Raw genomic sequence first — 19,690 nt, forward strand, 5'->3', positions numbered from 1 at the left:
TCGGCGCCCTGGTCCTGCACTACCCAGACCGCATCAGCCAGCACATCAACTAACCATCCATTTGCGATCACTTACACAGAAAACTTGACAGGCTCGCGAGGGAATTTCCTCACCGCCCGCTAGACCAAGCCATGACACACCAAACCCAGGCCTACCAAACGCAACCCTGCAACGCCAGACCGCACCAAACCCTGTCCTGCCGAACCCTACGGCGCCGGAAACACGGAGAGCGCGCCCGGTGAAACCGGACGCGCTCCCGCGATGTTTCCCAAACCCAAGCATACCGGGCCGAACGACTACCGAGCCAGGCCTTGCCAAACCCTGCCCAACAATACCCTGCGCTACCCGGCCTGAAGGTGAAACGACGGAGGCGCCCCCGGTGAAACCGGAGGCGCCCTCGCGTTGCTTCCCAACCAAAATACACCACGCCGAGCCGGACGGAACACGACCTAACCCGACCATGCCCAACCGAACACTGCCATACATAACCGGACCTAACCCGGTCCCCGCACGCGTCACACGGCAGGGAAGTCCTTGTCCATCAAAGCACGTGCCCCTGACTGCGGTACGGGCGGTGTCACCGTGGCGCGCGGCATACCCGGCACTGATGCGGGCGCAGTGGCCGCAGCCAGAACGGTCGCCAGGTCCTTGCGCCTCACGTCACGCCCGCGCATCAGGAACAGCTGGCTGGCCAACGAATCCCGCGTCGCCCGCACCAGCGACGACAGCGCCGCGTCCAGGCTCTCCGGGTCAACGGTGCAAATCTTCGTCGACGCCGTCTGCACCTCCCGCAGTGCCCGCGACTGGTGCTGCTGCACCTGAGCGATGACGCCCTCGACCTTGGCCCGCTGGTACCCCATGCCCCGCACGATCCGGAACACCCGCTGATGCGAGTCCAGGACGTGATGGGCGGCGGTGCGCAGCCGCCCATAGATGCGGCCCATCGCCCGCGCGTCGTCGACGCTCTCGCCGTACAGGGCGGCCATCTCCTCGTAAGTGAGGATCTCGCCAGGCTCCAGCGCCAGCAGCGCTGCCTCCAGCGTGCGCCAGGCTCCCCGGCCGGTGGGCGTGGGCGCTTGCCGCTCGGGTTCCTCAGCGGTCAATCCGCCATCACCTCAACCGGGTCCGTCGCCGTCACCGTGAACGGGCCGTGCTCAGGCCGCCAGTCACCGACTCCGTGGTACCGCCCGGCTTCCTCGGTGAGCTTGATCAGCTGGTCGTACCCGAGCTGTGCGGTGTCGAGAATGATCGACGCCGTCACCGACCACTCGGTGAACACCGGCCGCGTACGCATCACCCGGCCGCCACCACGACCGCCGGTCTTTGCCGCTGCACGATGAACGAAGCGCTTGTCCGCGAACAACTCCAGCAGATCACGCGGACCCTCGTACTCCAGGCGCATCTGCGGCTGTTCGATCAACACGCCACGCGTGACCTTGGTGCCCAGGCGCACCATGCCGCCGGCCTTGGTGATGGCCGCCTTGAGCATCAAGCTCGGCAGGTACGGCCCCACTCCCTCGGCGAAGTAGATGCCGCCAATGAACTCCAGACGGCTGATTTCCTCGTGGATCTCGTCGCTTTTGTCCACCAGCGACGTCCTCTCGTCGAGCTGCTTCTTGATCGGGTCGAGCGGGTCGACCATGCGGACGTTGTGCATCAGCAGGGGAGTGATCCCCTGGCAGGACAACGTGGTCTGGATCAGAGTCACGCCACACCCCCAGTGACCTCACGGGCGAACAGCGACACGGGCGCGCGGTGAAGTACTGACCTCTGTAGCGCGGGGCGCGTTCGCACTCGTTCCTCAAGTTCGTCGACCGGCAGCGTGACGGCGGCACGGAGGTTCATCACACGTAAATCCTGTTCGTATCAGCGGGTGTGCGTGAGTGCGTGGCTGCGGTGGCAAGCGCGCGTGTGGGGACGAGCAGCGCACACAGCGACTGTGTGCGGGGGGTCAGCTCGGATGTGCCGAGCTTGCGGAGCTCGTGGTCGATCACGTCGTCGAGATCCGGGAGACTGGCGAGGCGGCTGCGGTGCAGCTGTGTCGCTTGAAGCAATCCGGCCTCGAACATGTCCAGGAGCGTCAAGGAACTCCGCCCCGACAACGCCAGGAGCAGGCGGTCGCCGAGGTGGTTCGGCGCGTTCCGGTCGACAGGTTCGTACCGGGGTGGCGTCCGACGCAGCAACCGCGGGTGGTTCACCTCACGGACGTGGCCGTGTGCTTCGAGCCGGTGCGCAATCCAGTGTGGAGCGTAGGGCGCGAGGTCTGCGGTCCAGCCTCGTACGGTCACCTTGGGATTGCGGAACAGGTCGTGCAGCAGCGAGGTGTAGGCCGTCGGGCGTCCGCGCGAGGACGTCTCTTGCAGCAGCGCCCGCGCCCTCGGGAGCAGCTGGAAGTGGTCGTCGACGATGATCAGATAGCCGATGAGGATGAGATCACCGAATATCGCGCTGGCCGTGCCGATTCCAATGACCGGTGCGGGGAGCAGCGGTCGTCCTCTGGCGTCGTGTGCGCAGAGGTAAAACCGCCTTCCTGGCCGGAGTGGGGTCTGCCCGTCTGGTGGCCGCGGCATCACGTACCTGCCACGAAGACCAGAGCGGGGGACGCTGGGCGTGAGCTTTCACGGGCAGGGAGCATTGCTCGTTGGCGTGACGGCTGGGTGCCACGGATGTGGGGGCTGAATGCTGGCATGCCGCTGTGCAATCCTCGCAGCGCACGTTCGTCTAACGTGCCGGGTGGTGTGGATGGTTCGTAGTGCAACGCCCCCAGGCTGGGCAGGTGCCTGGAGTTCGAGATCGCGTGGGTGCGTGTGATCGGAGTCAGGCACTCGATCGGTGCGGCGTGGTGGTCACCACGTCGGCGAGGGGGTCGCACCGGTCCATGCCGCGCTTGGCGAGTGCCTCAGCCAGAAGCTCTTTCAGTTCGGGGATGCTGCGGCGGGCCTTCACGTGGTCCCAGTGGGTGTTGCCGGGCCGAGGACCGATGCGCGATGCCGGGAGAGGTCCCAGCACCAGGCCAGGCTGCGGTGACCTCAGGCCGTGCTGAGGGCACTCCCACTCCTCGGGTGGGTCGGCATCCGGAGCCAACCAACGGTCGAACTCGTGGCCCCGTGGACAGGCGTACAACGCGATTTGCTTTTCGACCGGTTCGTCGCGGTCGGCTTCGGTCAGGGCCGGTCCCTTGCTGTACGCCATCCGACCAGCCACTACGCTGCGCGTGAACACGACTCTCCTTGTCTGGTTCGGTATCCAGCCGTTGAAGCGGGGACGAGTCGAGCGCGCGACCCGGTGAGTTCGATGTCTGCTGCACACGTCGGTGGCCGATCCGCTCTTGCGGGCATGAACGAGTCCAGACAGCCGTGCGTAGTTGATGATGTGGCGGTGCAGCTCATGCGCTGGAGGGTCGGAAGCTGCACCACCACCCCGCCGCAGTATCTGCGGCGCGCCACATCGCGGCGGCGTTCTCGTCGTCAGCGCGGTCGGCATGCCCAGCCCGTCCTCGCAACAGCGAGATGTTCTGAATGCGGTTCATCGGCTCACAACGCAAGGCCAGCAGCCCAAGTGCGTGGCGAGATGGATTCCCGCCACCCAGGCCGATCCGTCGACCAGCACCGGTAGGACGGGGCAAGAAGGAGCGGGAAGGTATCGCCAACGGCCGGCCGACACCAATGCGTTGGGGCCGGACGAGGAGCATCTCCATGGACCTTGACCTTGGCCTTCCTGCTCCTGGTGCGCCATGGCACGGGTACATATGTATCGGTGCCATGGCGCAGGGCTCCGCGTCGTGATAGGGCGAGAGCGAGCGGAGACCCCGGCTTCAGGTCGGTCGCCGCAGCACTACGCTGGCTCCTCTCGCGCGACAGAGACAGGGGGGCCATGACTGGCCGAACTGGGCGACGCTGCAGCACGTGCCCGAACGCGTTGCCCGGCGTTGACACGAGAAGCGTCTGCGACGTGTGTGCCCAGGCGGCTCGCACAAGTGATGGGCTTCTGGTGCCCGCCAACTACTTCCAGCAGCCACGACTGCGGGCGGCGCTCGCTGCATACGACTTCGGTGTCGTGTTCCGCCAAGTCCGCCTGGATTACGGGCTGACCCAGGACCACCTTGCCGATCTGTTCGGCGTGGACCAGGGCAGGGTGTCGCGAATCGAGCGCGGCATGCCGATACACCACATCGCCACGATCGCCCGGATCGCCGCGGTGCTCAGCATCCGTCCGACACTGCTGGGCTTCGACGAGACCGCTGATCGGAGCGCGCGCGGACGCGAGGTGAGCTGGCTTGACCGCAGGGATTTCGGCCGTGTGGTGATGGGCTTGGTGCTCGGTGCGTCCGGTATCCCGGAGCTCAAAGACCTTTCGGAGTTGAAGCCTCGGCGTACCGACCCGAAGGTTCCCGACCAGATCGACATGGGTTACGTCGACGGCAACCGTGCCGTCACCGCATGCCTGCGCGACACGGACTACAAAGTCGGCGGAGAGATGGTCCGCGCTGCAGCCAAGGAGCACCTGCGCTGCATGCAGCGTTTGAGGCATGCCACGTGCACGAGCCAGGTGAAGGCCGAGCTGCACCTGGCGACCGCCGAGCTGGCGATGACGGCGGGCTGGATGAGCTACGACGTCGAGGACCACAGCGACGCCCGCCACCTGTGGCTGATCGCCTTGAGCTACGCGAAGACGGCCGAGCACCCACGTAGCGCTGACCTCGAGGTGGACGTGCTGCTCGACATGGCACACCAATATCTGCACCAGAACGAACCCAGAGAGGCGCACAGCCTCGTGCGGACGGCGCTCGCCAAAGCCGACACGCACGCCTACCCGGTCAGCGACCACACCCGCGGCTACCTGCAAACGAACCTGGCGTGGTGCCACGGCACGCTCGGTCAGGCCGACGCCTGCCGCCGCGCCCTGGACCAGGCGCAGCAGAGCTACCTCGACATCGACCCCACCACGGCACCTCCCTGGGCAGCGCACGTCGTGCCCGCCGAGATTGCCGCTCAGCAGGGCCACGGCCTGTTCCTGCTGGCACTCAGCCAGTTCCGGCAAACACGAGCCCACCAGCATCTCGCTGAGCAAGCGATCGCACACCTGCGCACGGCCGTCGACGGCTACGGCCCCGACTACGCACGATCAAGCGCGGTCAACCTGCCCGGTCTCGCCAGCGCGTACTTCCTCGCCGGCGACCTGGACGCGGCCGTCGCCACCGGCAGCGACGCGATCACCGCCATCACGAACCTTTCCTCCACGCGCGCCTACGCCCGACTCAAGAACCTCTCGGACACCGCGGCGGCGTTCACGCACCGGCCCGATGTCGTCGACCTGCGCCGGCGAATTCACAGCGCGACCACGGCCGCATGACCTAGTGACGACAACGGCCGAGTCAGCGCCGGATGAGGGCTAGCGGCCGCGTCGCTGCAGCCGATCAGAATCGAGGATCAGCACACTTCTACCGTCCACTCTCAGCCAGCCTCGTCGGGCGAAGCTGGACAGCGCTTCGCCGGTCGCCTGACGGGTGGCACCGACGTAGTGAGCCAGCTCCTCCTGGGCCAGGTCGTGAACAACACGCAGTGCACCGCCTTCCGGATAGCCGAATCGCGTCGCGAGCTCCAGCAGCGCCTTGGCCGCACGGCCGGGCACGTCGTTGAGGACCAGGTCGGTGCATTCGGCGTCGGCTCGGCGGACCTGGCGAGCCAGCATGCCGAGCATCGACTCGGCGAGTGCGGGCGTGACGCGGATTCGCCCGAGCAGCGCGTCGCGGTCGATGCTGACGACGCGCACGCCGGTCACGGCAGTCGCGGTCGATGCCCGCGGTCCTGGAGCGAAGACCTCGGCTTCGCCGAACACGTCAGAGGGGCCGTGCAGGGCTAACAGCTTCTCCATATCACTGCGCCGGGCACCTTCCTGGACGGTCTCCGACGCGCTGACAGTGATCTTCACCTTGCCGGACCTGATGATGTAGAGGCGGTCTCCCCAGCTGCCACGCGTGAAGATGACATGGCGCTGGCGGTAGGTGACCTCCTCTCCGCAACGGACGGCGAGGTCGGTGAGGTCCGGGTCACTCACCCCGGTCGCCGCCGTGGAGCTCGCCGGGTGCGCCGTCCCTCAGCGCGTAGACGGTCACGAGCTTCTGTCAGCCGACGCACCAGCGTGAGAGCGTGCACGGTCGTGTGCGGGGTCATGCGGAGCACCTCGGCCAGACGGCACATGCCCTCGTCGCTGAGCGGCACAGTGCTCTGCTCGACGTCGACCAACTGCGTCTCGCTGAGGCCGGCGCGGGATGCTGTTGCGGCCCTGCTGAGGTTGGCGTTCTCGCGGTGCTGGCGGACGAGTCGGCCGAGTTCGTCGAGGTCGCGTCGAGCGTCGAGATCACGCTGCTCGAGAGGGATCCGAGGCTTCCGCTTCGGCTTGAATGCGCTGAACGTGCGCAGTCGTCGCAGCAGCTCATCCACGCGCTCGGTCGTCTCTGGGGCCATGCGTGCCACGCTGACCAGCCGGCGCACATCCTCTTCTTCGGGCCACAGCTTGCCGTGTTCGATCTTGGAGAGCTTCGACTGGCTGAAGCCCGCGCGGAACGCTGCCACCGGCCCGCTAACCCTGGCGTTCAGGCGTTGTTCGTGGATGAGAGGGCCGAGCTCATTGAGGATGCTCTGGACCTCCGCGGGACGGGCCATTGATTCGTGTTGTCCCATTCAAGTGTCGATGTTGTGTTCGGTAGTCAGATCGCCGCAGTAGTGCGGCAATGCGCAAGCAGAATGGGGTTAATCACCTGGCCGGCACCGAATTGCGCGATGCGGGATCACGGCCGTGATCCGGGCCGGAGACGCCGATTCCTGCGGACGAGAGAAAGAACAGGGCGTGCCGCTCGAACTCGCGAGCAGCATCGCGCGCGGCAAGCCGCTTATCTTTAAGGTCATCGAGATCCAGGCTGTCGTGCATCGCGTAGACAACTGCGACAGCGGCGTCAGCGGTCTTACCAAGACCAGGATCGACGAGCTTCAAACTCAGTCGCGGCCCGGTAACCGCATTGCGCGTTTCCTCTGTGCGGGCAAGGTATGCCCTGTCGGGGTGACCCGATATGTGCTGATCCTCCCTTAAAACCCACATGGCGAATCGGTGGGCATCAAGGGCAGTCATCATCGTGACCACGAGGTTGAAGATTTGATTTCGCCTGGCGGCACGTCGATGCATCCAGAAGGTGAGCGTAACGCCGCTCAGGGCAGTGATGGCGCCGATGATGGCCTGAATGAATGCGTCAAGCACAGCAGCTCCTCTCGTCGAATCGTGAGAATTGCCTCACCAAGAATTCACGGTCGTCCGCATCTGCTCAATTGCTCCGGTCAGCTTCGTGCAATCCGCGTCAATCGCCAGCCCTGCCGCAAACAGCGCTTCTGTATCGGAAATGTGACTGGAGTGGCCTGTGGCGCGGTCGACGGCAGAACGGATCTCGTATGCCGTGGTGGCCAGATTCTCCCGCAGGCTCATAATTTGGCCCGCAGTTCGCTCCATCTCGGCCAAGTGACCGTGGACGAGGTCCCGGACCTCAGCAATGCTGCTCATGTCATCCTTTGCGTGGTTACCGGGCTGGAGATCAGGACTCGTTTCGCCTGGCAGAAGAGCTCGCGCTCCCACGCAGCCTCCAGGCGGGAGCCGACCAAGATGACGTGTTGCCCCGACTCTCTTCGCGAGCCTTGATTGAGTGCTCTTGCCAGCGCGATGATGCGCCAGGACTGCCACGCTGGCGGCGAGACCGCATCAATGATCCTTCTCAAGGACTCAAGGTCGACGCTGCGGACGCGCCCCGAGGTCAGCTTCGACCACCATGACTGGCTGCGCCCCCCATGCTTCGCCATGCTCGCCCCGCTGAGGTTGCGTCGCTTCTGCACCGACAGGAGCACGCCTCCTAGCCGAGGTGCGGGGTCAGCGGCGTTTTCCGAGCCGATCGGCTCGATCGACAGCGGTTCGTATTGCTGCAGCGCGATGTGTGCCTGCTCGGCCCCGGCTTCGGTGAGCTGAACACAGCGGTGTGCCCACCTTCTCGCAAGCGCGTCAACGCTTTCAGCCCGGTACCACTCACGTACCCACTGCGCGACGACGAGACGATCGATCATCGAGTGCGCAGCACTGTCCGTAGTGCCCGATGCGGTGCGGAGATCGTCGGCAAATCGGGGTTCGCCCGGCTCGCCGAGCAGCAACTCGGACAGCAGCGCGTATTGCGGGGATGTCAGTTCGAAGGTGATGCCGGGCCGGGCGGGCTCGAGGGAAGGTTGTGTGATCACGGTCGGGACCGCTAGCGGGTATGACTTGGGCGGTTTGCTTGCAGGGGGACCTGGTGCGGGTCCACTTGGTGGTAGTTCCAGCGCCGCACGGATGGCATCGATGCTGTCTGTCGTGACTCGGTACCACCGGTAGCGGCCATCGCGCTCACTCGATACCCACCCCTGGGATTCGAACGCTCGCATCATGTAGAACGCCGAGCCGTCATAAAGTCCGGCGGTCGCCGCCATGTCGTTCAGGTGCCTGCGTTCGTCGGGTGCGCGCAGCAGTTCGCGCAAGAGCTTGGCGCGCTGCTCGGTCATCCTCGTGGTGCCTCTGTACCGCTTGCGGGCGATGTAGCTGGGCAGCTTCACGTTGTGCACCACGTCTGCCCGCGCCCATACCTCGGCCCGCATGAGGGCATCGAGGAAGTCATGGCCCGCAACGGTTTCACCTGTCGTGGCGATGTGAATCTCCACGGGCGTGATGAGCCCCTGATCTCGGAGTTCCCGGCCCATCTCCTGCACGAGCGACCGGGGCGCGCGCCGAACCTCAGGTGCGCGAAGGTCGAGGATCTTCGCCGCGAGCGCAGGCGTGATCATCACCTGGTGGTGCGTGAACGTCGTCCCAGGCGGCAGTCCCTGAGGAATCGGGCCGGTCAACACCGTGTAAGCACAGACTGGTCTGGCGGATACCGGGAGCGGCTGCGCGGTCACGCGTGCCCCGTTCCCGTCGCTGACAACGTGCGCTCATGGTCGTATCTGGCGGCAGCCAAGTGCCTCATCCGCGGAAGGGTGAGGCGTGCCGATGTCAGGGTGATCACGGGTGAAACTCCTGAAGCGTGATGCGGTTATCGCTGTGCGGCATGTCGGTCCTGCGTGGCGTGTGAGCCGGAGCCTCCGAGGTGCCGCGCCGCATGCGGCATCTCGGAGGCTCCAGGCTCGGTTCCGCTCCGACACAGTCGCCGTAGCCGAGCTCATGACGGGCCCACGACGGGCCCACGACTGTTCAGCGGGGAAGTCCTCGACCAGTGGTCAGGCCGTGCGGACGTCCCGGCGCGATGACCACGATCAGGTGATCAGGGTGTGCATGACCTCTTCGGCGATCGCCCGTGCCTCGGTACACGGATCCCGCGTTTTCGTCGGCGGCCTGAGTTCAATGCCGATCATCAGCATCTGCTCGTTGGCGGTGTCGACAGCCAGGTAGCAGGACAGGGCCCGGCGGGCGGGGTCGACCGCGGTGTGGGCCGGGAACGCCATGGCGATCGGGGCGGCGTTCTCGACCTGCAGTTCGCCCTTCAGCTGACGGTGCAACTCCTGCGCATCGAGAAGGAACTTGACACCGGATTCGGTCACCGTGATGACTGACCAGATGCGCGTCGGACCGCCGAAGGAGCAAGCCGGACTGCGCCACACGGGATCGGTATGGAAAGTCGGATTGCGTTTGTCCCCGCCGAGGCGCTCGACCTGGCGGGGCAGCAAGAGGTCACAGGCCGAGGTGTTCTCGTCGAACCGGATCTCACGGGGCCTCAGCGACACTCCGGGCGCAGGAGCCGAGACGGTCTCGGCAGCGCTCACCTGCGAGCTCGGCGGCGACGTGGCGGGCGAGTGCGGCACGGCCTGGGAAAAGGAGCCATCCTTGTTGTGGCAGCCGGCCAACAGCAGTGCCCCCGCTGCGAGGGAACAGACGGAGAACCTGGTCAGCATAGTGATCGAACTCCGTCGGGCGCGGGATGTGGGAGTGCGACCACGCCGACGAGGATGCCTTCGGCGAGCTCACTCGCGGTGGTCTCCGCGAAGTACTCGCGCGCGCAGGCCCGCTCGTCGTCATAGACCCGCCCGTTGTCGACCGCAGAGCCCAGGACAGCCATGGCGGGCGCGACGTCCGTGAGCGGGTCGCTGAGCTGCTCGTTGGCCTTGGTGCGCGGCGCTCCGGCGGTGGCCGGGGCGGTGGCGTCGAACCAGCGCCAGTAGGCGATCACCGCCGCCGGGTGGTGCTGCCGGTAGTGCGGGGAGGGAGACTCGCGCAGGACTTCAGTGGTCCTTGACCAGTGGCGCTGCCACCGCGCGCGGCGCGGCGCGGTGCGGGGTGAACAAGTGTTGTGTGTCATGGGATGCGGAGTCCAAACACGGTAGGTGCGGTGTGTGTTGTGTAGACGGTGGCGCAGGCCGCCTTGAGGACGGGAACCTCTTCGGCTCTGCGCCACCGCCACCCCCAGCTGCCCGCGGTGCGCTGGCGTGCGAGGTGACACCGCCCCTGCAGCGGTGTCGTGCGCAGCGCCCGCGGGGGCCGCTGTTCTACGTGGCCAGGTCTGACACTCGTCGGGGTTCGCGCCACATGCGGTGCATGGCCGGGCCGTTCAACGGCAGGTTGTACGTGCCGCAGGAGTTGTAGCCGTGGCGCTGGTAGTGGGCGACGTTGCGAGTGGTCGCGGCTTCGAGGAATGCCGGCATGCCCATCTCGTCCAGACGTCGGTGATTCAGGTCCAGCAGCGCAGTGCCGTAGCCGTATCCCTGGAAGTCGGGGAGTACGCCGACGCACTCCAGATACTGGCGGCCAACGCCGTCAGGATGGTAGGCCGCCATCGTGCTGTCGAATGTCTCGAACCGCTCGTAGTGCGGGCCGGTTCCCTGCTTCAACAGCTCGTCGTAGTCCGGTTCCGGGGCAGGCAGGTACCCATCGGAAGCGTGGACCCACACCGCGACAGCCCGCATGTCGGACCTGAGGTCGATGTGGCCGTGCAACAGCGCGTACTTCACACCGAGAGCGAAGTGATTTTGCAGCGGGCCGAATCGTTCGGCCGCGCTGGGGACAAGCCACTCCGCCTGCGGCGTATCGAAGAACGCGGTAGCCAGCAGCCCTGCGACGTCGTTGACGGTGATCCCGGCCTGTTCGAGCCTGCTGAGCGGGTAGGTCTTGTCGGCGGCCGCGTCGACAAGCGTGATGTTGGACTCGGTCAGCGTCATCATGCGACGGCCACGTCCTCGGCGCCGGTCTCGTCGTCCGCGCAGGTGTCGTCTCCGGCGATCTTGTGGTATCTGATGGGTGCGTTGCGGCGCAGCCACAGGGCGTAGCCAACGCCGACGAGCAGGAACAGCAGGTAGATGCCGGCTACGACCCAGCCGAGGTTCGACTCGGGGTCGCCGATCAGCAACCCGAAGTTCGCGACCGCCAGGCACAGCACCACAAACGTGGCGACCGCGGAGATGGCCGGCGCCACTACTCGGATGCGCAGCGAGTGGCGCCGGCGGTCGTGGTCACCAGCGGCGGCTTCTCCGGCTCGCGCGGCCTGGCCGACCTCTGCCTGCTGGGCGTCGTTGTCCTGTGCTGCTGGGTACACGTCGCGGTTGCGGCGGAAGTGGCCCAGGATTGACAGGCTCGTCAGGAACAGCATCATCACCACACCGACGGCACCGATCGTGCCGCCGATGATGAACAATCCCGCGGTCGGTTGCCAGCCCAGCACCCACGCCAGCACGATGACGGCCAACGCGATCGCGCTCATTACGGCGGAGGCGTTGCGGGGCGAGAGGGTCCGGTGCGACAGCTTGCCCACCCACGACCACAGGATGCCTTCGCTGCCGAGGTTCTGGGCGTACATGGTGACGATCGTGTGGAAAGCGACCGCTGCGGCGGGCACGTTGGCGAGGAAGAGGATCCTGCCGAGTAGGCCGAACCATGGTCCGACGTTGTGATCGGCCATTGCCCACACCATGTCCGGGCCCACGGCCGACGCGCCGATGATTGCGCTCGGTCCGGCGGTGACGATCATCGACCAGGAGGCACTGATGTAGATCACCGCCATGACCACGATGGAGCCGTACGCCGCGCGGCTGGCGGTGCGGTGCTGGGGCTCGCGGGCTTTCGACAGATACAGCGGCGGGTTCTCGATGCCGATGATGGCCAGCCAGCAGATCAGCACGGCGATGCTCGTGGTTGCCACCGAGATGGGGATGAACGCGTCATCGACAGTGGAGATGATGCTGGACCCTTGTGCCGGGTGCGCGAAGTTCATCACCGTAAAGGGCAGGATCCACACCAGCTCCGCGGCGACCACGATGAGCAGCAGCGTGCTGTTCTGCTTGAGTCGGCTTCTGCCGAGCACGGCGGTGACCACCCACGCGCCCAGGGCGAACCACCACGGGCTCGGCGTCGCACCGAGCACCGTCGGCGGGAGCCACGGCTGCAGTGTCGTGAGCGCGACGTCGCCGAACACCCCGTACAGGCCGACCTGCAGTGCCGCGTACGCGCCGAGGGCGATGAACGACACCCCGACGCCCGCCGGGCGGCCCAGCCCGACGGCGCAGTAGGCGTAGAACGCCTTGTTGGTACCGCGGATCATGCGGCCCATCGCGAAGAACGACGGCAGGAACGCCAGCAGCATCGCGAACACGATCACGAGCGCGCCGGGAATCGCGGTGATCCTGGCAGCCGTGAAGCCGTTCGTGATGACACCGGTCACGACAGTCAACAGCGTCACGGAGGCAAGCAGGAACCCCGCGATCCGGCGAGCGGACAACTGGTTCTTCTCGGCGAGCTCTGCGGCCTCGTCGACCTTGGGCTCGGGTGCTCTCGCGCCCGGTGGCGTGTTGGACATGGTGGACATTTGGTGCGGCTCCGGTACGGGGATAGGGGAACAGGGATAGGTGCGCTGGCTAGTGGGCGAAGGCGTTGGCCTTCATGAAGGCGGTCGTCTCGGCGATGAGCTGGCGCGCAGCAGGCCAGCTGGCGAGGCCGCCCTTCACGATGTGCTCCATTCGCGCCAGGGCAGCTGGATCAAGGTCGTCGAAGACGTCCTCGGAGATTCGGGTGATCTTGAGCAGCGCCAGCATCGCCACGTGCCACTGTTGGATCACCGCGGCGCCGGGCTGACCTGGTGTGCGGGTCTGCTTCAGCACGGAGGCCAGGGCTCTGGCGGGAGCGAGACGCCAATCAGATGCGGGAACAACGACTTGCTGACGCAGCAGTCCCGACCGCAAATACCGGGCCTTGTCCGCTTTGAGCAGTCGCTGTTCGACTTTGTCGCAGCTGTCGGTGGTGAACACCGGCAACCACTGGCGCAGATGCACGAGCCTGGATTGCTGGATGTACGACCGGCGTTCCAGGAACAACTCGTCTTCGCGGCCGAGCCGAACCTGACGCCGCCATTCCAGTTCGGAATCGGTGGCGTGCCGATGACGGGGCAGTCGCAACGGGAGCAGGGGATCTAGGACCTCGACACGGCCTTCGACGATGTCAATGCTGCCCAGCATCAGTTGTTCGAAGAACAGTCCCGCCGCTGTCACCACCTGAGCGATCACGGGGGCGCAGTTCTGTCGAGTCTCGTGCAGTTCTTGGAAGGTGCAGCACCAGAGGTGCGAGGCGATCAGCATTGCGGGGTATTGGTCGCGCACGACGGGTTGCCCTCCTTCCTGCGAAGCACAAGGGTTTCTTCACTACGTCCCGCATCGGGGCGGGGATGTGCGCGGGCCGCCCTGGCCTGTCGGATGGATTAGGCGCGCCGCCCGTGCTGTGCCTGTCCAGCCCGAGCTGCACGACGGCAGCTGCGTTGTGACCAGGCCGCGGATCAGCGCCCGACGCTCAGGGTTCGAGAGAAGCGGTTCACCGTGTTCCTTGTTGCCGCTGCGGGACGCCCGCCGTCGTCAATCGACGATCTCCGCCACGCGGACGCAGCCTCACGTTCGTCTCCGTCAAAAGCTTGTACACGAAGCCGTACGAGCGACCGATGTTCTCGGCCAGGGCACGGACGCTGGCGCCCTTCTCGTACTTCGCCTGCAGGTCCTTGCGCAGCTTCGTGCGGTCAGAACCTCGGATCTGTTTCCCTTTTTTCAGAACCTGGTTGACCATCTCGGTCAGTGCTCCTCACGTACTTCGGTAATCACTTGAAGTGCGGGTGTCTGCCAGTCGCCGGCTGGACCGCGACGCACCGCCACCGAGCCGTGCGGGCGCTGTGAACCGGCATGACGGCGGTGGCCACCGTGCGCTCGCCAACGGCACGCCGGATCGAGGTGTCCGGTGGCATCGGGAGGTGCTCGTCGCGCTGGCCGGCGCGATGCGTCAGCGGTGCGCAACGAGGCTGAACGACAGGCGTCTGTATCCCGTTTTCCAGCATGCGTTTGGGGCGAGATGAGCGCCTGCGTCATGAGCGAGAACCATGCTCGGAATGATCGTGTTGCGGAATGTCCAGTCGACATATGTCGACTGGACATTCCGCAATGCGGCCGAATCTGGTACGAGCGGTCGACGGCGAGGGTCGTCACACCGCCAGGTCGGATGCCGCTACGCTGCGATGTCGATCGGCAGATGCGGGGATGAGGCCATGACGGGGCGACCAGGACCGGCGTTCGAGGGCTTGATGGTGCCCGGCGGTTTCTACGAACGCCCGGAACTGCGCCACGCCCTCGCCCAGCATGACTTCGGCACCGTATTCAAGGCGCTTCGCGCTGTCCTAGATCTGTCTCAGCAGAGTTTCGCCGATGTGACGGGCTTGGATCAGCCCTGGGTGTCCAAGATCGAGAGCAACGCCAGGACGCTGGAGAACCTGGCCACGGTTGTCCGGATCGCTAACGTGCTGCGCATCCCCGCTTCGCTGCTGGGATTCGACACCGCGCCTGGTCTGAGCAGTCCGGTCGAGCGGGAAGCCACCTGGCTGAACCGCAAGAACTTCATCCAACTCGCCGCTGCGGCCGCCATGGGCATCAGTGTTCCGGAGATGGCGCATCTGCGGCGACCACGTCCTCGCCACGACGATCCGCGCACACCTGAGCGCATCGGCACGACCGACGTGACGGCACTGCGCGACATGACCACCATCTACCGCCAGTGGGACAACCGGCAGGGCGGCGGCATCATGCGCGCGGACGCGCGGGCGCACGTGCGTTTCGCCCGCCTGCTCAAGAACGCCGCCTGCACCGACGACGTGCGTGCCGACCTGCATCTGGCGATCGCCGAGGCTTCGATGGTCGCTGCCTGGATGAGCTACGACATGGGCGCACACCACGACGCCCAGGTGCACTGGCTGCTCGCGCTCGACGAAGCCCGTCACGCTGATGTCGTCGAGAGCAGCGCCGACCTCATGGTCGACGTCCTGCTCGACATGGCCCACCAGTCCCTGCACCTGCGCGACCAACGCCAAGGCCTCAAGCTCACCGAGCTCGCCACCGCCGTGGTGGCCGGCCACAGCCATCCCGTCAGCGTCAGCACCCGCTCCTACCTCGACATCCATCGAGCGTGGTGCCTCGCCGCCCAAGGAAAGATCGACCCCACCCGCCGCGCACTGGACACGGCCCACCAGCGCTACGCCGACGCCGACCTCACCACAGCAGCGCCCTGGGCCACACACGTCGGGCCCGCCGAGATCTCCGCCCAACACGGGCACGCACTCTTCCTTCTGTCCGAAGCCGTCGCCGGCACAGACCAGGCCGCGGCCGAGACCGCCGCGGCCGACGCGATCGGTCACCTGCGGTCGGCCATCGACGGCTACGGCGGCGACTACGCCCGCTCGGCCGCGGTCAATCTTCCAGGCCTGGCGAGCTGTCTGCTTCGCGTTGGCGACATCCCGGCAGCCGTGACAACAGGCCAACAGGCGATCACGGCTATCACCGCACTGTCCTCCCAGCGGCCGCTCGCGCGCCTGGACCGCCTCGCCGCCGCCGCGCTGCCAGTCGCGCACCACCCGGACGTTGCGGACCTGTGCGCGCGCATCGCCACGGCGACGGCCGCGTGAGCGCCACCGGACCCGACGCCGCGCTGCCCGGCCCCGACCAGCTCCGCGTCCTGTGCGCCGAGTACGGGGCTGACAGCGCTGGCGCGACACTGCTACACGCCCGATCCAACGCGGTCTACCTGCTCCCGAACGAGAACCTCGTAGTACGCATGGCGCCGGCCACCGACCTGCGTCGACAGCGAGCGCGCACCGTGATCGAGGTGACGCGATGGCTCGCCGAGCAGGACCCCACGATCGCGCTCCCACCCGCCGGAGGCGACCAGCCGATCGAGGCCGCGGGCGCGATCGCCACGTTCTGGCCTTACCGTCCCACCCACGATGTCCCGGCGCAGCAGGAGATCGCGGGCCTGATCCGCCGCCTGCACAACACTCCGGTCCCGCCGTTTTCCGTGCCCCCGCACCGTCCTCTTGTTCGGCTGCGAGAAGCGCTGCACGACGACCGCGACCGCCCCAAGCCTATTCTGTCCGAACAGGACAGGACCTGGCTCCAGAACAGGGCCGAGCACCTGGTGCAGACCTATAGCCACATGGACTGGCCGCTGGGCATCGGCCTGGTGCACTGCGACGTGCACGATGAGAACATCGTCGACAGCGACGGCTGGAAGCTGATCGACTTCGACCAGGTTTGCCTGGGGCCCCGCGAGTTCGACCTCGTGAGCGCTCTGCCCGACCACTTCCACCAGAATGCGGCGGAACGACAGGCTCTGCTCACCGCCTACGGCTACGACATGCTGAGCTGGCCGGGATGGGTCGTGGTGCGCGACATCATCGAGATGCACTCGCTGGCGTCCTACCTCAGGCTCGCCACAAGCGTTCCCGCCGCCGCCGCCCAACTTACGTTCCGTGTAGCGTCGCTCCGCAACGATGACCGTACAGCTCGCTGGACCGCAGTCTCTTAACTGCGGTGCCAGGCAGCCCAGGCCCTACAACTGCGAAGGAATTGCCTCGACCGGCCGACGAAATACTGCCTCTGGCCATGGGACACAGCGATCGAATCCTACGCCGGTTGCAGCTGAGGCCGCGCGGTCATCGAGACGCCGTGAGCGGAAGCTCGGCGCGAAGCCGGCAGGTGTCGTCATCACTGGCGGCGAACCCCTTCTGTAGCTGGCACAACGGGCTGGCGTCGCCTGCTTCGCGAATTGCATGCCTGCGGCGTGCAGGTCGAGATCGAGACCAATGGCACCCTGCCGTCGAACCTTGACACCCTGCGCGGTACTGGGCTGTTCAGGGTGCCGCCGAAGGTCTCCAACTCCGGAATTGACGCGCCGCACCGACTTCGGCGCAGGCCGCTTGAGGCGTTCATCCAGAGTGGTGGCAAAGCCTGCTTCAAGTTCGTGTGCGCGACAACGGACGACGTTGCGCGAAGCACGCCCGTCGTGGACGAATTCGGGCATCCAACCGCGCACGGTGTGGATGATGCCCGCAGGCACGGACGCCTACGCGTCACCCGGCACATGCAGGCCATTGCGGACGACGCCATCAACCGCGGCTTCAACGTCACCACCCGGCTGCACGTGCTGGCCTGGGGCAACAAACGCGGTCGCTAGTTCCGGTCCGGCCAATCCTCCATTATCCAGTAATCAGCACAATTTGCGGAAGAGGCCAATTTTGGCGCCACCTTTCCGCGCCGACTCCATCGGAAGCCTTCGGAATCAACGAAGTCAAAGTACGCATGCACGGTGAAGTGTTTAGGCGATATCTTCTCGAGTTGTTTGCCTATCTCAGGAACTCGCAAAAGGCGCCTTCGTCAGCCGCTAAAACATCAGAGACATGAACAGGTAAAGCCCCGCGCAGGTCTACGTTCCAGGATCGCCTCATCTGGAGTGCATCCGCCGTCGAGTAAATAGTCTCAACGATTGCAATTTTGATCACTCGGACATCAATGACGGGCAATGAGCCGTGGTTCGCAACCTGAATGCCGTACCTGAAGGTTTGGCCGGGGTCATCGATTGGGCAGGTCTTGTATGCCGCAGTGATTGCATGCGCCCGGCCGATCCTCTGCGCTTCCTCGGTCCGGTGCGTTCTGATGGATTCCCGCCTCACAATCCACAAAGCGACGACGACGGCGGCGATACTTCCGAGACCTCCCGCCCATTGGCCCCAGGCGGCAAAAACATCGGTCGGGATCGGATCAAAAAACAAGAGTCGACGCTAGAAGATGGCTGCATGGTCCTCGCGATCGTGCCGTGCTCAGGGTTGTCGCACTCTCAGACGTCGGCCACAGTCAGGTTGTTGCGTCGGTCGCTCCTGCGCTGGAAGGAGGGACAGCATGCTCTGCGAACTGCTCTACAACGTCGCATACACCATGTGCGGCGTGTTCAAATGCTCTGATCAGTAGACGTCGACCGGCTGCCACTGCACGCACTCGGGACGCAGGCCGGTCACCTGGAACTCAAGCAACGCCAAGCGAAGCAGCGGCATCGGAATGATCGCGTCACGCGGGAACTCCGTCTCGTTCGCCTTGTCGATGTACAAGGTGGGGACGTCCTGCGGCGCCTCATCGGTAATACGGGTGACCCAGGCGGCATCGTCGGGTTCCGTGTCGGATGGCGCGGCACTTGCGACGTTGGCGCGCACCAGGTCGTAAATTTGCTCTGAGAAGACCTGGTCGTCTTCCGTTGCCGCGCCCAGCATCCACGCTTCCACGACTGCCGCCGCCGTTCGCGGGTCGGCGGGGCCGGCGTAGTGGAGGGCAGCATGCTCACCCGTGCAGGAGGTGTCGATCTTGAACAGGCGGGTGGGGATCTCTGCCGGTCCGAACGTCGGCAACTCACGCCCGGTAACCTGGGTCGGGTGCGGCTGCCGGTTGTTCAGGACGGCCTTCAAGGTGCGCTCAAGGTCGGATTCCGACCGCACGGCGACAGGCCTGTTCGCGCGGTTTCCTGGCGCGTAGAAGTAGAAGTCCAGCGTGTGCTTCAAACCGCATCCCTTCCCCGGAATGTGTGCGAACTTACCGGGTCGTGTACAACCAGCGTTTGACCTGGCCCGAGCAGGAACGGCAGGAACTTCCGGCACGACATCGAGCCGTCGCACACTTCCATGTTCACAACCAGTTCGACACGGTCGACGCCGCTCTGCCGCATCCGCCAAGCGACCTTCGTTTCGACGTGTTTGCTCACCTCGACGTGGCGGTTCGGCTTGACGAGTCCCTGTTCGATCAGGTTTTCGTTGATCTTCTCATGTTCGCCGTCTTCCTCGCGCCCGCTCTGCACCAGATCCGAGTTGCCGTCAGCGTCGCGCCAGATGCCGCTGGTCTTGTGCATCGGCAACTGGTTGCGCGTCTGCTGCGCCCACGACTCGTAGAGGGGCCGACCCGAATACGACGCCCGGCCCGAACCCGACGGGGCCGCCGCAGGCTTTACGTCGAAGGTGCCTCGGATGCGGGCGACACGGTCCAGCGCTTCACGCAGCGCGTTGATCAGTGCCGTTGCTTCCTGTTGCAGGTTGCCGAAGATCGCTAGCACACGCGCGGCTTCGGTTTCCTCTGTCGTGCCCGCTATCGCCGACTCGATCAGCTCTCCAGCGCCCTCTGCCAGCTCAGACGCCTGCACCAACGCGGAGATGGCCTGTTCAGCCTTCGCCGTGACCTGATCCAACTGCGCCGACACGTCTCCGAACGAAGACGGCACGCAGACCCCCTTCCCCGACGCGCTCCGATTCTCGCACGAGGTGCAACCAGTCGGCGGACCCGCAGGTCGGCCGACTGGAGGTGACACT

General features: G+C 65.7%; 22 protein-coding genes. 4 read left to right on the forward strand and 18 right to left on the reverse strand.

Annotation, left to right across the window (positions count from 1 at the left end; all coding sequences use genetic code 11):
* Positions 1-515 precede the first annotated feature (515 nt).
* The 4 genes from ACIRG5_RS47005 to ACIRG5_RS47020 all read right to left on the reverse strand — a co-directional run bounded on the left by ACIRG5_RS47005 (position 516) and on the right by ACIRG5_RS47020 (position 3,483).
* Positions 516-1,103 (reverse strand): hypothetical protein, encoded by a 588-nt coding sequence (locus ACIRG5_RS47005; RefSeq protein WP_402917848.1) that lies wholly within the window; start codon positions 1,101-1,103, stop codon positions 516-518.
* A complete protein-coding gene (locus tag ACIRG5_RS47010; RefSeq protein ID WP_402917851.1) occupies positions 1,100-1,708 on the reverse strand; it encodes a hypothetical protein in 609 nt (202 codons plus the stop codon). The genes ACIRG5_RS47005 and ACIRG5_RS47010 overlap by 4 nt, the downstream gene beginning before the upstream one ends.
* A 136-nt stretch (positions 1,709-1,844) precedes the next feature.
* The gene (locus ACIRG5_RS47015; protein ID WP_402917997.1) at positions 1,845-2,570 is read right to left on the reverse strand and encodes a GPP34 family phosphoprotein; all 726 of its coding nucleotides are present in this window, start codon (positions 2,568-2,570) and stop codon (positions 1,845-1,847) included.
* A gap of 247 nt (positions 2,571-2,817) precedes the next feature.
* Entirely contained in the window at positions 2,818-3,483 is a 666-nt protein-coding gene (locus ACIRG5_RS47020; protein ID WP_402917853.1) for an RNA polymerase-binding protein RbpA, read from the reverse strand.
* A gap of 225 nt (positions 3,484-3,708) precedes the next feature.
* On the opposite strand from ACIRG5_RS47020, the gene ACIRG5_RS47025 reads away from it, so the two are divergent.
* Positions 3,709-5,352, forward strand: coding sequence for a helix-turn-helix domain-containing protein (locus ACIRG5_RS47025; RefSeq protein WP_402917856.1), 1,644 nt, complete (start codon positions 3,709-3,711; stop codon positions 5,350-5,352).
* Between the two features lie 39 nt (positions 5,353-5,391).
* Here the strand turns inward: ACIRG5_RS47025 and ACIRG5_RS47030 are convergent, their stop codons facing one another.
* The 11 genes from ACIRG5_RS47030 to ACIRG5_RS47080 form a co-directional block, all read right to left on the reverse strand.
* Positions 5,392-6,057: a Crp/Fnr family transcriptional regulator gene (locus ACIRG5_RS47030; RefSeq protein ID WP_402917857.1), complete on the reverse strand. Its 666-nt coding sequence runs from the start codon at positions 6,055-6,057 to the stop codon at positions 5,392-5,394.
* A complete protein-coding gene (locus ACIRG5_RS47035) occupies positions 6,054-6,683 on the reverse strand; it encodes a transcriptional regulator (RefSeq protein ID WP_402917860.1) in 630 nt (209 codons plus the stop codon). The genes ACIRG5_RS47030 and ACIRG5_RS47035 overlap by 4 nt, the downstream gene beginning before the upstream one ends.
* Before the next feature lie 73 nt (positions 6,684-6,756).
* Positions 6,757-7,254, reverse strand: coding sequence for a hypothetical protein (locus ACIRG5_RS47040; RefSeq protein WP_402917862.1), 498 nt, complete (start codon positions 7,252-7,254; stop codon positions 6,757-6,759).
* A 33-nt stretch (positions 7,255-7,287) separates the two neighbouring features.
* Positions 7,288-7,551, reverse strand: coding sequence for a hypothetical protein (locus ACIRG5_RS47045; protein WP_402917865.1), 264 nt, complete (start codon positions 7,549-7,551; stop codon positions 7,288-7,290).
* On the reverse strand, positions 7,548-8,849 hold the full coding sequence (locus ACIRG5_RS47050) for a hypothetical protein (RefSeq protein ID WP_402917868.1): 1,302 nt from the start codon (positions 8,847-8,849) through the stop codon (positions 7,548-7,550). The genes ACIRG5_RS47045 and ACIRG5_RS47050 overlap by 4 nt, the downstream gene beginning before the upstream one ends.
* Positions 8,850-9,317: 468 nt before the next feature.
* On the reverse strand, positions 9,318-9,953 hold the full coding sequence (locus tag ACIRG5_RS47055; protein WP_402917872.1) for a DUF3558 domain-containing protein: 636 nt from the start codon (positions 9,951-9,953) through the stop codon (positions 9,318-9,320).
* Positions 9,947-10,357 (reverse strand): hypothetical protein, encoded by a 411-nt coding sequence (locus ACIRG5_RS47060; protein ID WP_402917875.1) that lies wholly within the window; start codon positions 10,355-10,357, stop codon positions 9,947-9,949. The genes ACIRG5_RS47055 and ACIRG5_RS47060 overlap by 7 nt, the downstream gene beginning before the upstream one ends.
* 187 nt (positions 10,358-10,544) lie before the next feature.
* The gene (locus ACIRG5_RS47065; RefSeq protein WP_402917878.1) at positions 10,545-11,216 is read right to left on the reverse strand and encodes a GNAT family N-acetyltransferase; all 672 of its coding nucleotides are present in this window, start codon (positions 11,214-11,216) and stop codon (positions 10,545-10,547) included.
* Positions 11,213-12,853 (reverse strand): APC family permease, encoded by a 1,641-nt coding sequence (locus tag ACIRG5_RS47070; RefSeq protein WP_402917881.1) that lies wholly within the window; start codon positions 12,851-12,853, stop codon positions 11,213-11,215. Before ACIRG5_RS47070 ends, ACIRG5_RS47065 begins: the two co-directional genes overlap by 4 nt.
* A gap of 49 nt (positions 12,854-12,902) precedes the next feature.
* Complete coding sequence (locus ACIRG5_RS47075; protein ID WP_402917884.1) at positions 12,903-13,640, reverse strand: hypothetical protein; 738 nt, start codon at positions 13,638-13,640, stop codon at positions 12,903-12,905.
* Positions 13,641-13,848: 208 nt separating this feature from the next.
* On the reverse strand, positions 13,849-14,094 hold the full coding sequence (locus tag ACIRG5_RS47080) for a helix-turn-helix domain-containing protein (protein ID WP_402917887.1): 246 nt from the start codon (positions 14,092-14,094) through the stop codon (positions 13,849-13,851).
* 442 nt (positions 14,095-14,536) lie between these two features.
* Here ACIRG5_RS47080 and ACIRG5_RS47085 point away from each other — a divergent pair, with 442 nt between their 5' ends.
* The 3 genes from ACIRG5_RS47085 (at position 14,537) to ACIRG5_RS47095 (ending at position 17,520) form a co-directional block, all read left to right on the forward strand.
* A complete protein-coding gene (locus tag ACIRG5_RS47085) occupies positions 14,537-15,973 on the forward strand; it encodes a helix-turn-helix domain-containing protein (protein ID WP_402917890.1) in 1,437 nt (478 codons plus the stop codon).
* Positions 15,970-16,872, forward strand: a complete 903-nt coding sequence (locus tag ACIRG5_RS47090) for a phosphotransferase enzyme family protein (protein WP_402917893.1) — start codon at positions 15,970-15,972, stop codon at positions 16,870-16,872. Before ACIRG5_RS47085 ends, ACIRG5_RS47090 begins: the two co-directional genes overlap by 4 nt.
* A 255-nt stretch (positions 16,873-17,127) precedes the next feature.
* Positions 17,128-17,520, forward strand: a complete 393-nt coding sequence (locus ACIRG5_RS47095; protein ID WP_402917896.1) for a hypothetical protein — start codon at positions 17,128-17,130, stop codon at positions 17,518-17,520.
* A gap of 169 nt (positions 17,521-17,689) precedes the next feature.
* Here ACIRG5_RS47095 and ACIRG5_RS47100 read toward each other — a convergent pair whose 3' ends face one another.
* From ACIRG5_RS47100 to ACIRG5_RS47110, 3 genes are all read right to left on the reverse strand, one after another.
* Entirely contained in the window at positions 17,690-18,115 is a 426-nt protein-coding gene (locus tag ACIRG5_RS47100) for a hypothetical protein (RefSeq protein ID WP_402917898.1), read from the reverse strand.
* A gap of 189 nt (positions 18,116-18,304) precedes the next feature.
* Positions 18,305-18,892 (reverse strand): Imm1 family immunity protein, encoded by a 588-nt coding sequence (locus ACIRG5_RS47105; protein ID WP_402917901.1) that lies wholly within the window; start codon positions 18,890-18,892, stop codon positions 18,305-18,307.
* The gene (locus ACIRG5_RS47110) at positions 18,889-19,581 is read right to left on the reverse strand and encodes a DddA-like double-stranded DNA deaminase toxin (protein WP_402917904.1); all 693 of its coding nucleotides are present in this window, start codon (positions 19,579-19,581) and stop codon (positions 18,889-18,891) included. The genes ACIRG5_RS47105 and ACIRG5_RS47110 overlap by 4 nt, the downstream gene beginning before the upstream one ends.
* Between the last annotated feature and the right edge of the window lie 109 nt (positions 19,582-19,690).

The organism is Lentzea sp. NPDC102401 (assembly GCF_044765805.1).
Taxonomy (GTDB): Bacteria; Actinomycetota; Actinomycetes; order Mycobacteriales; family Pseudonocardiaceae; genus Lentzea; species Lentzea sokolovensis.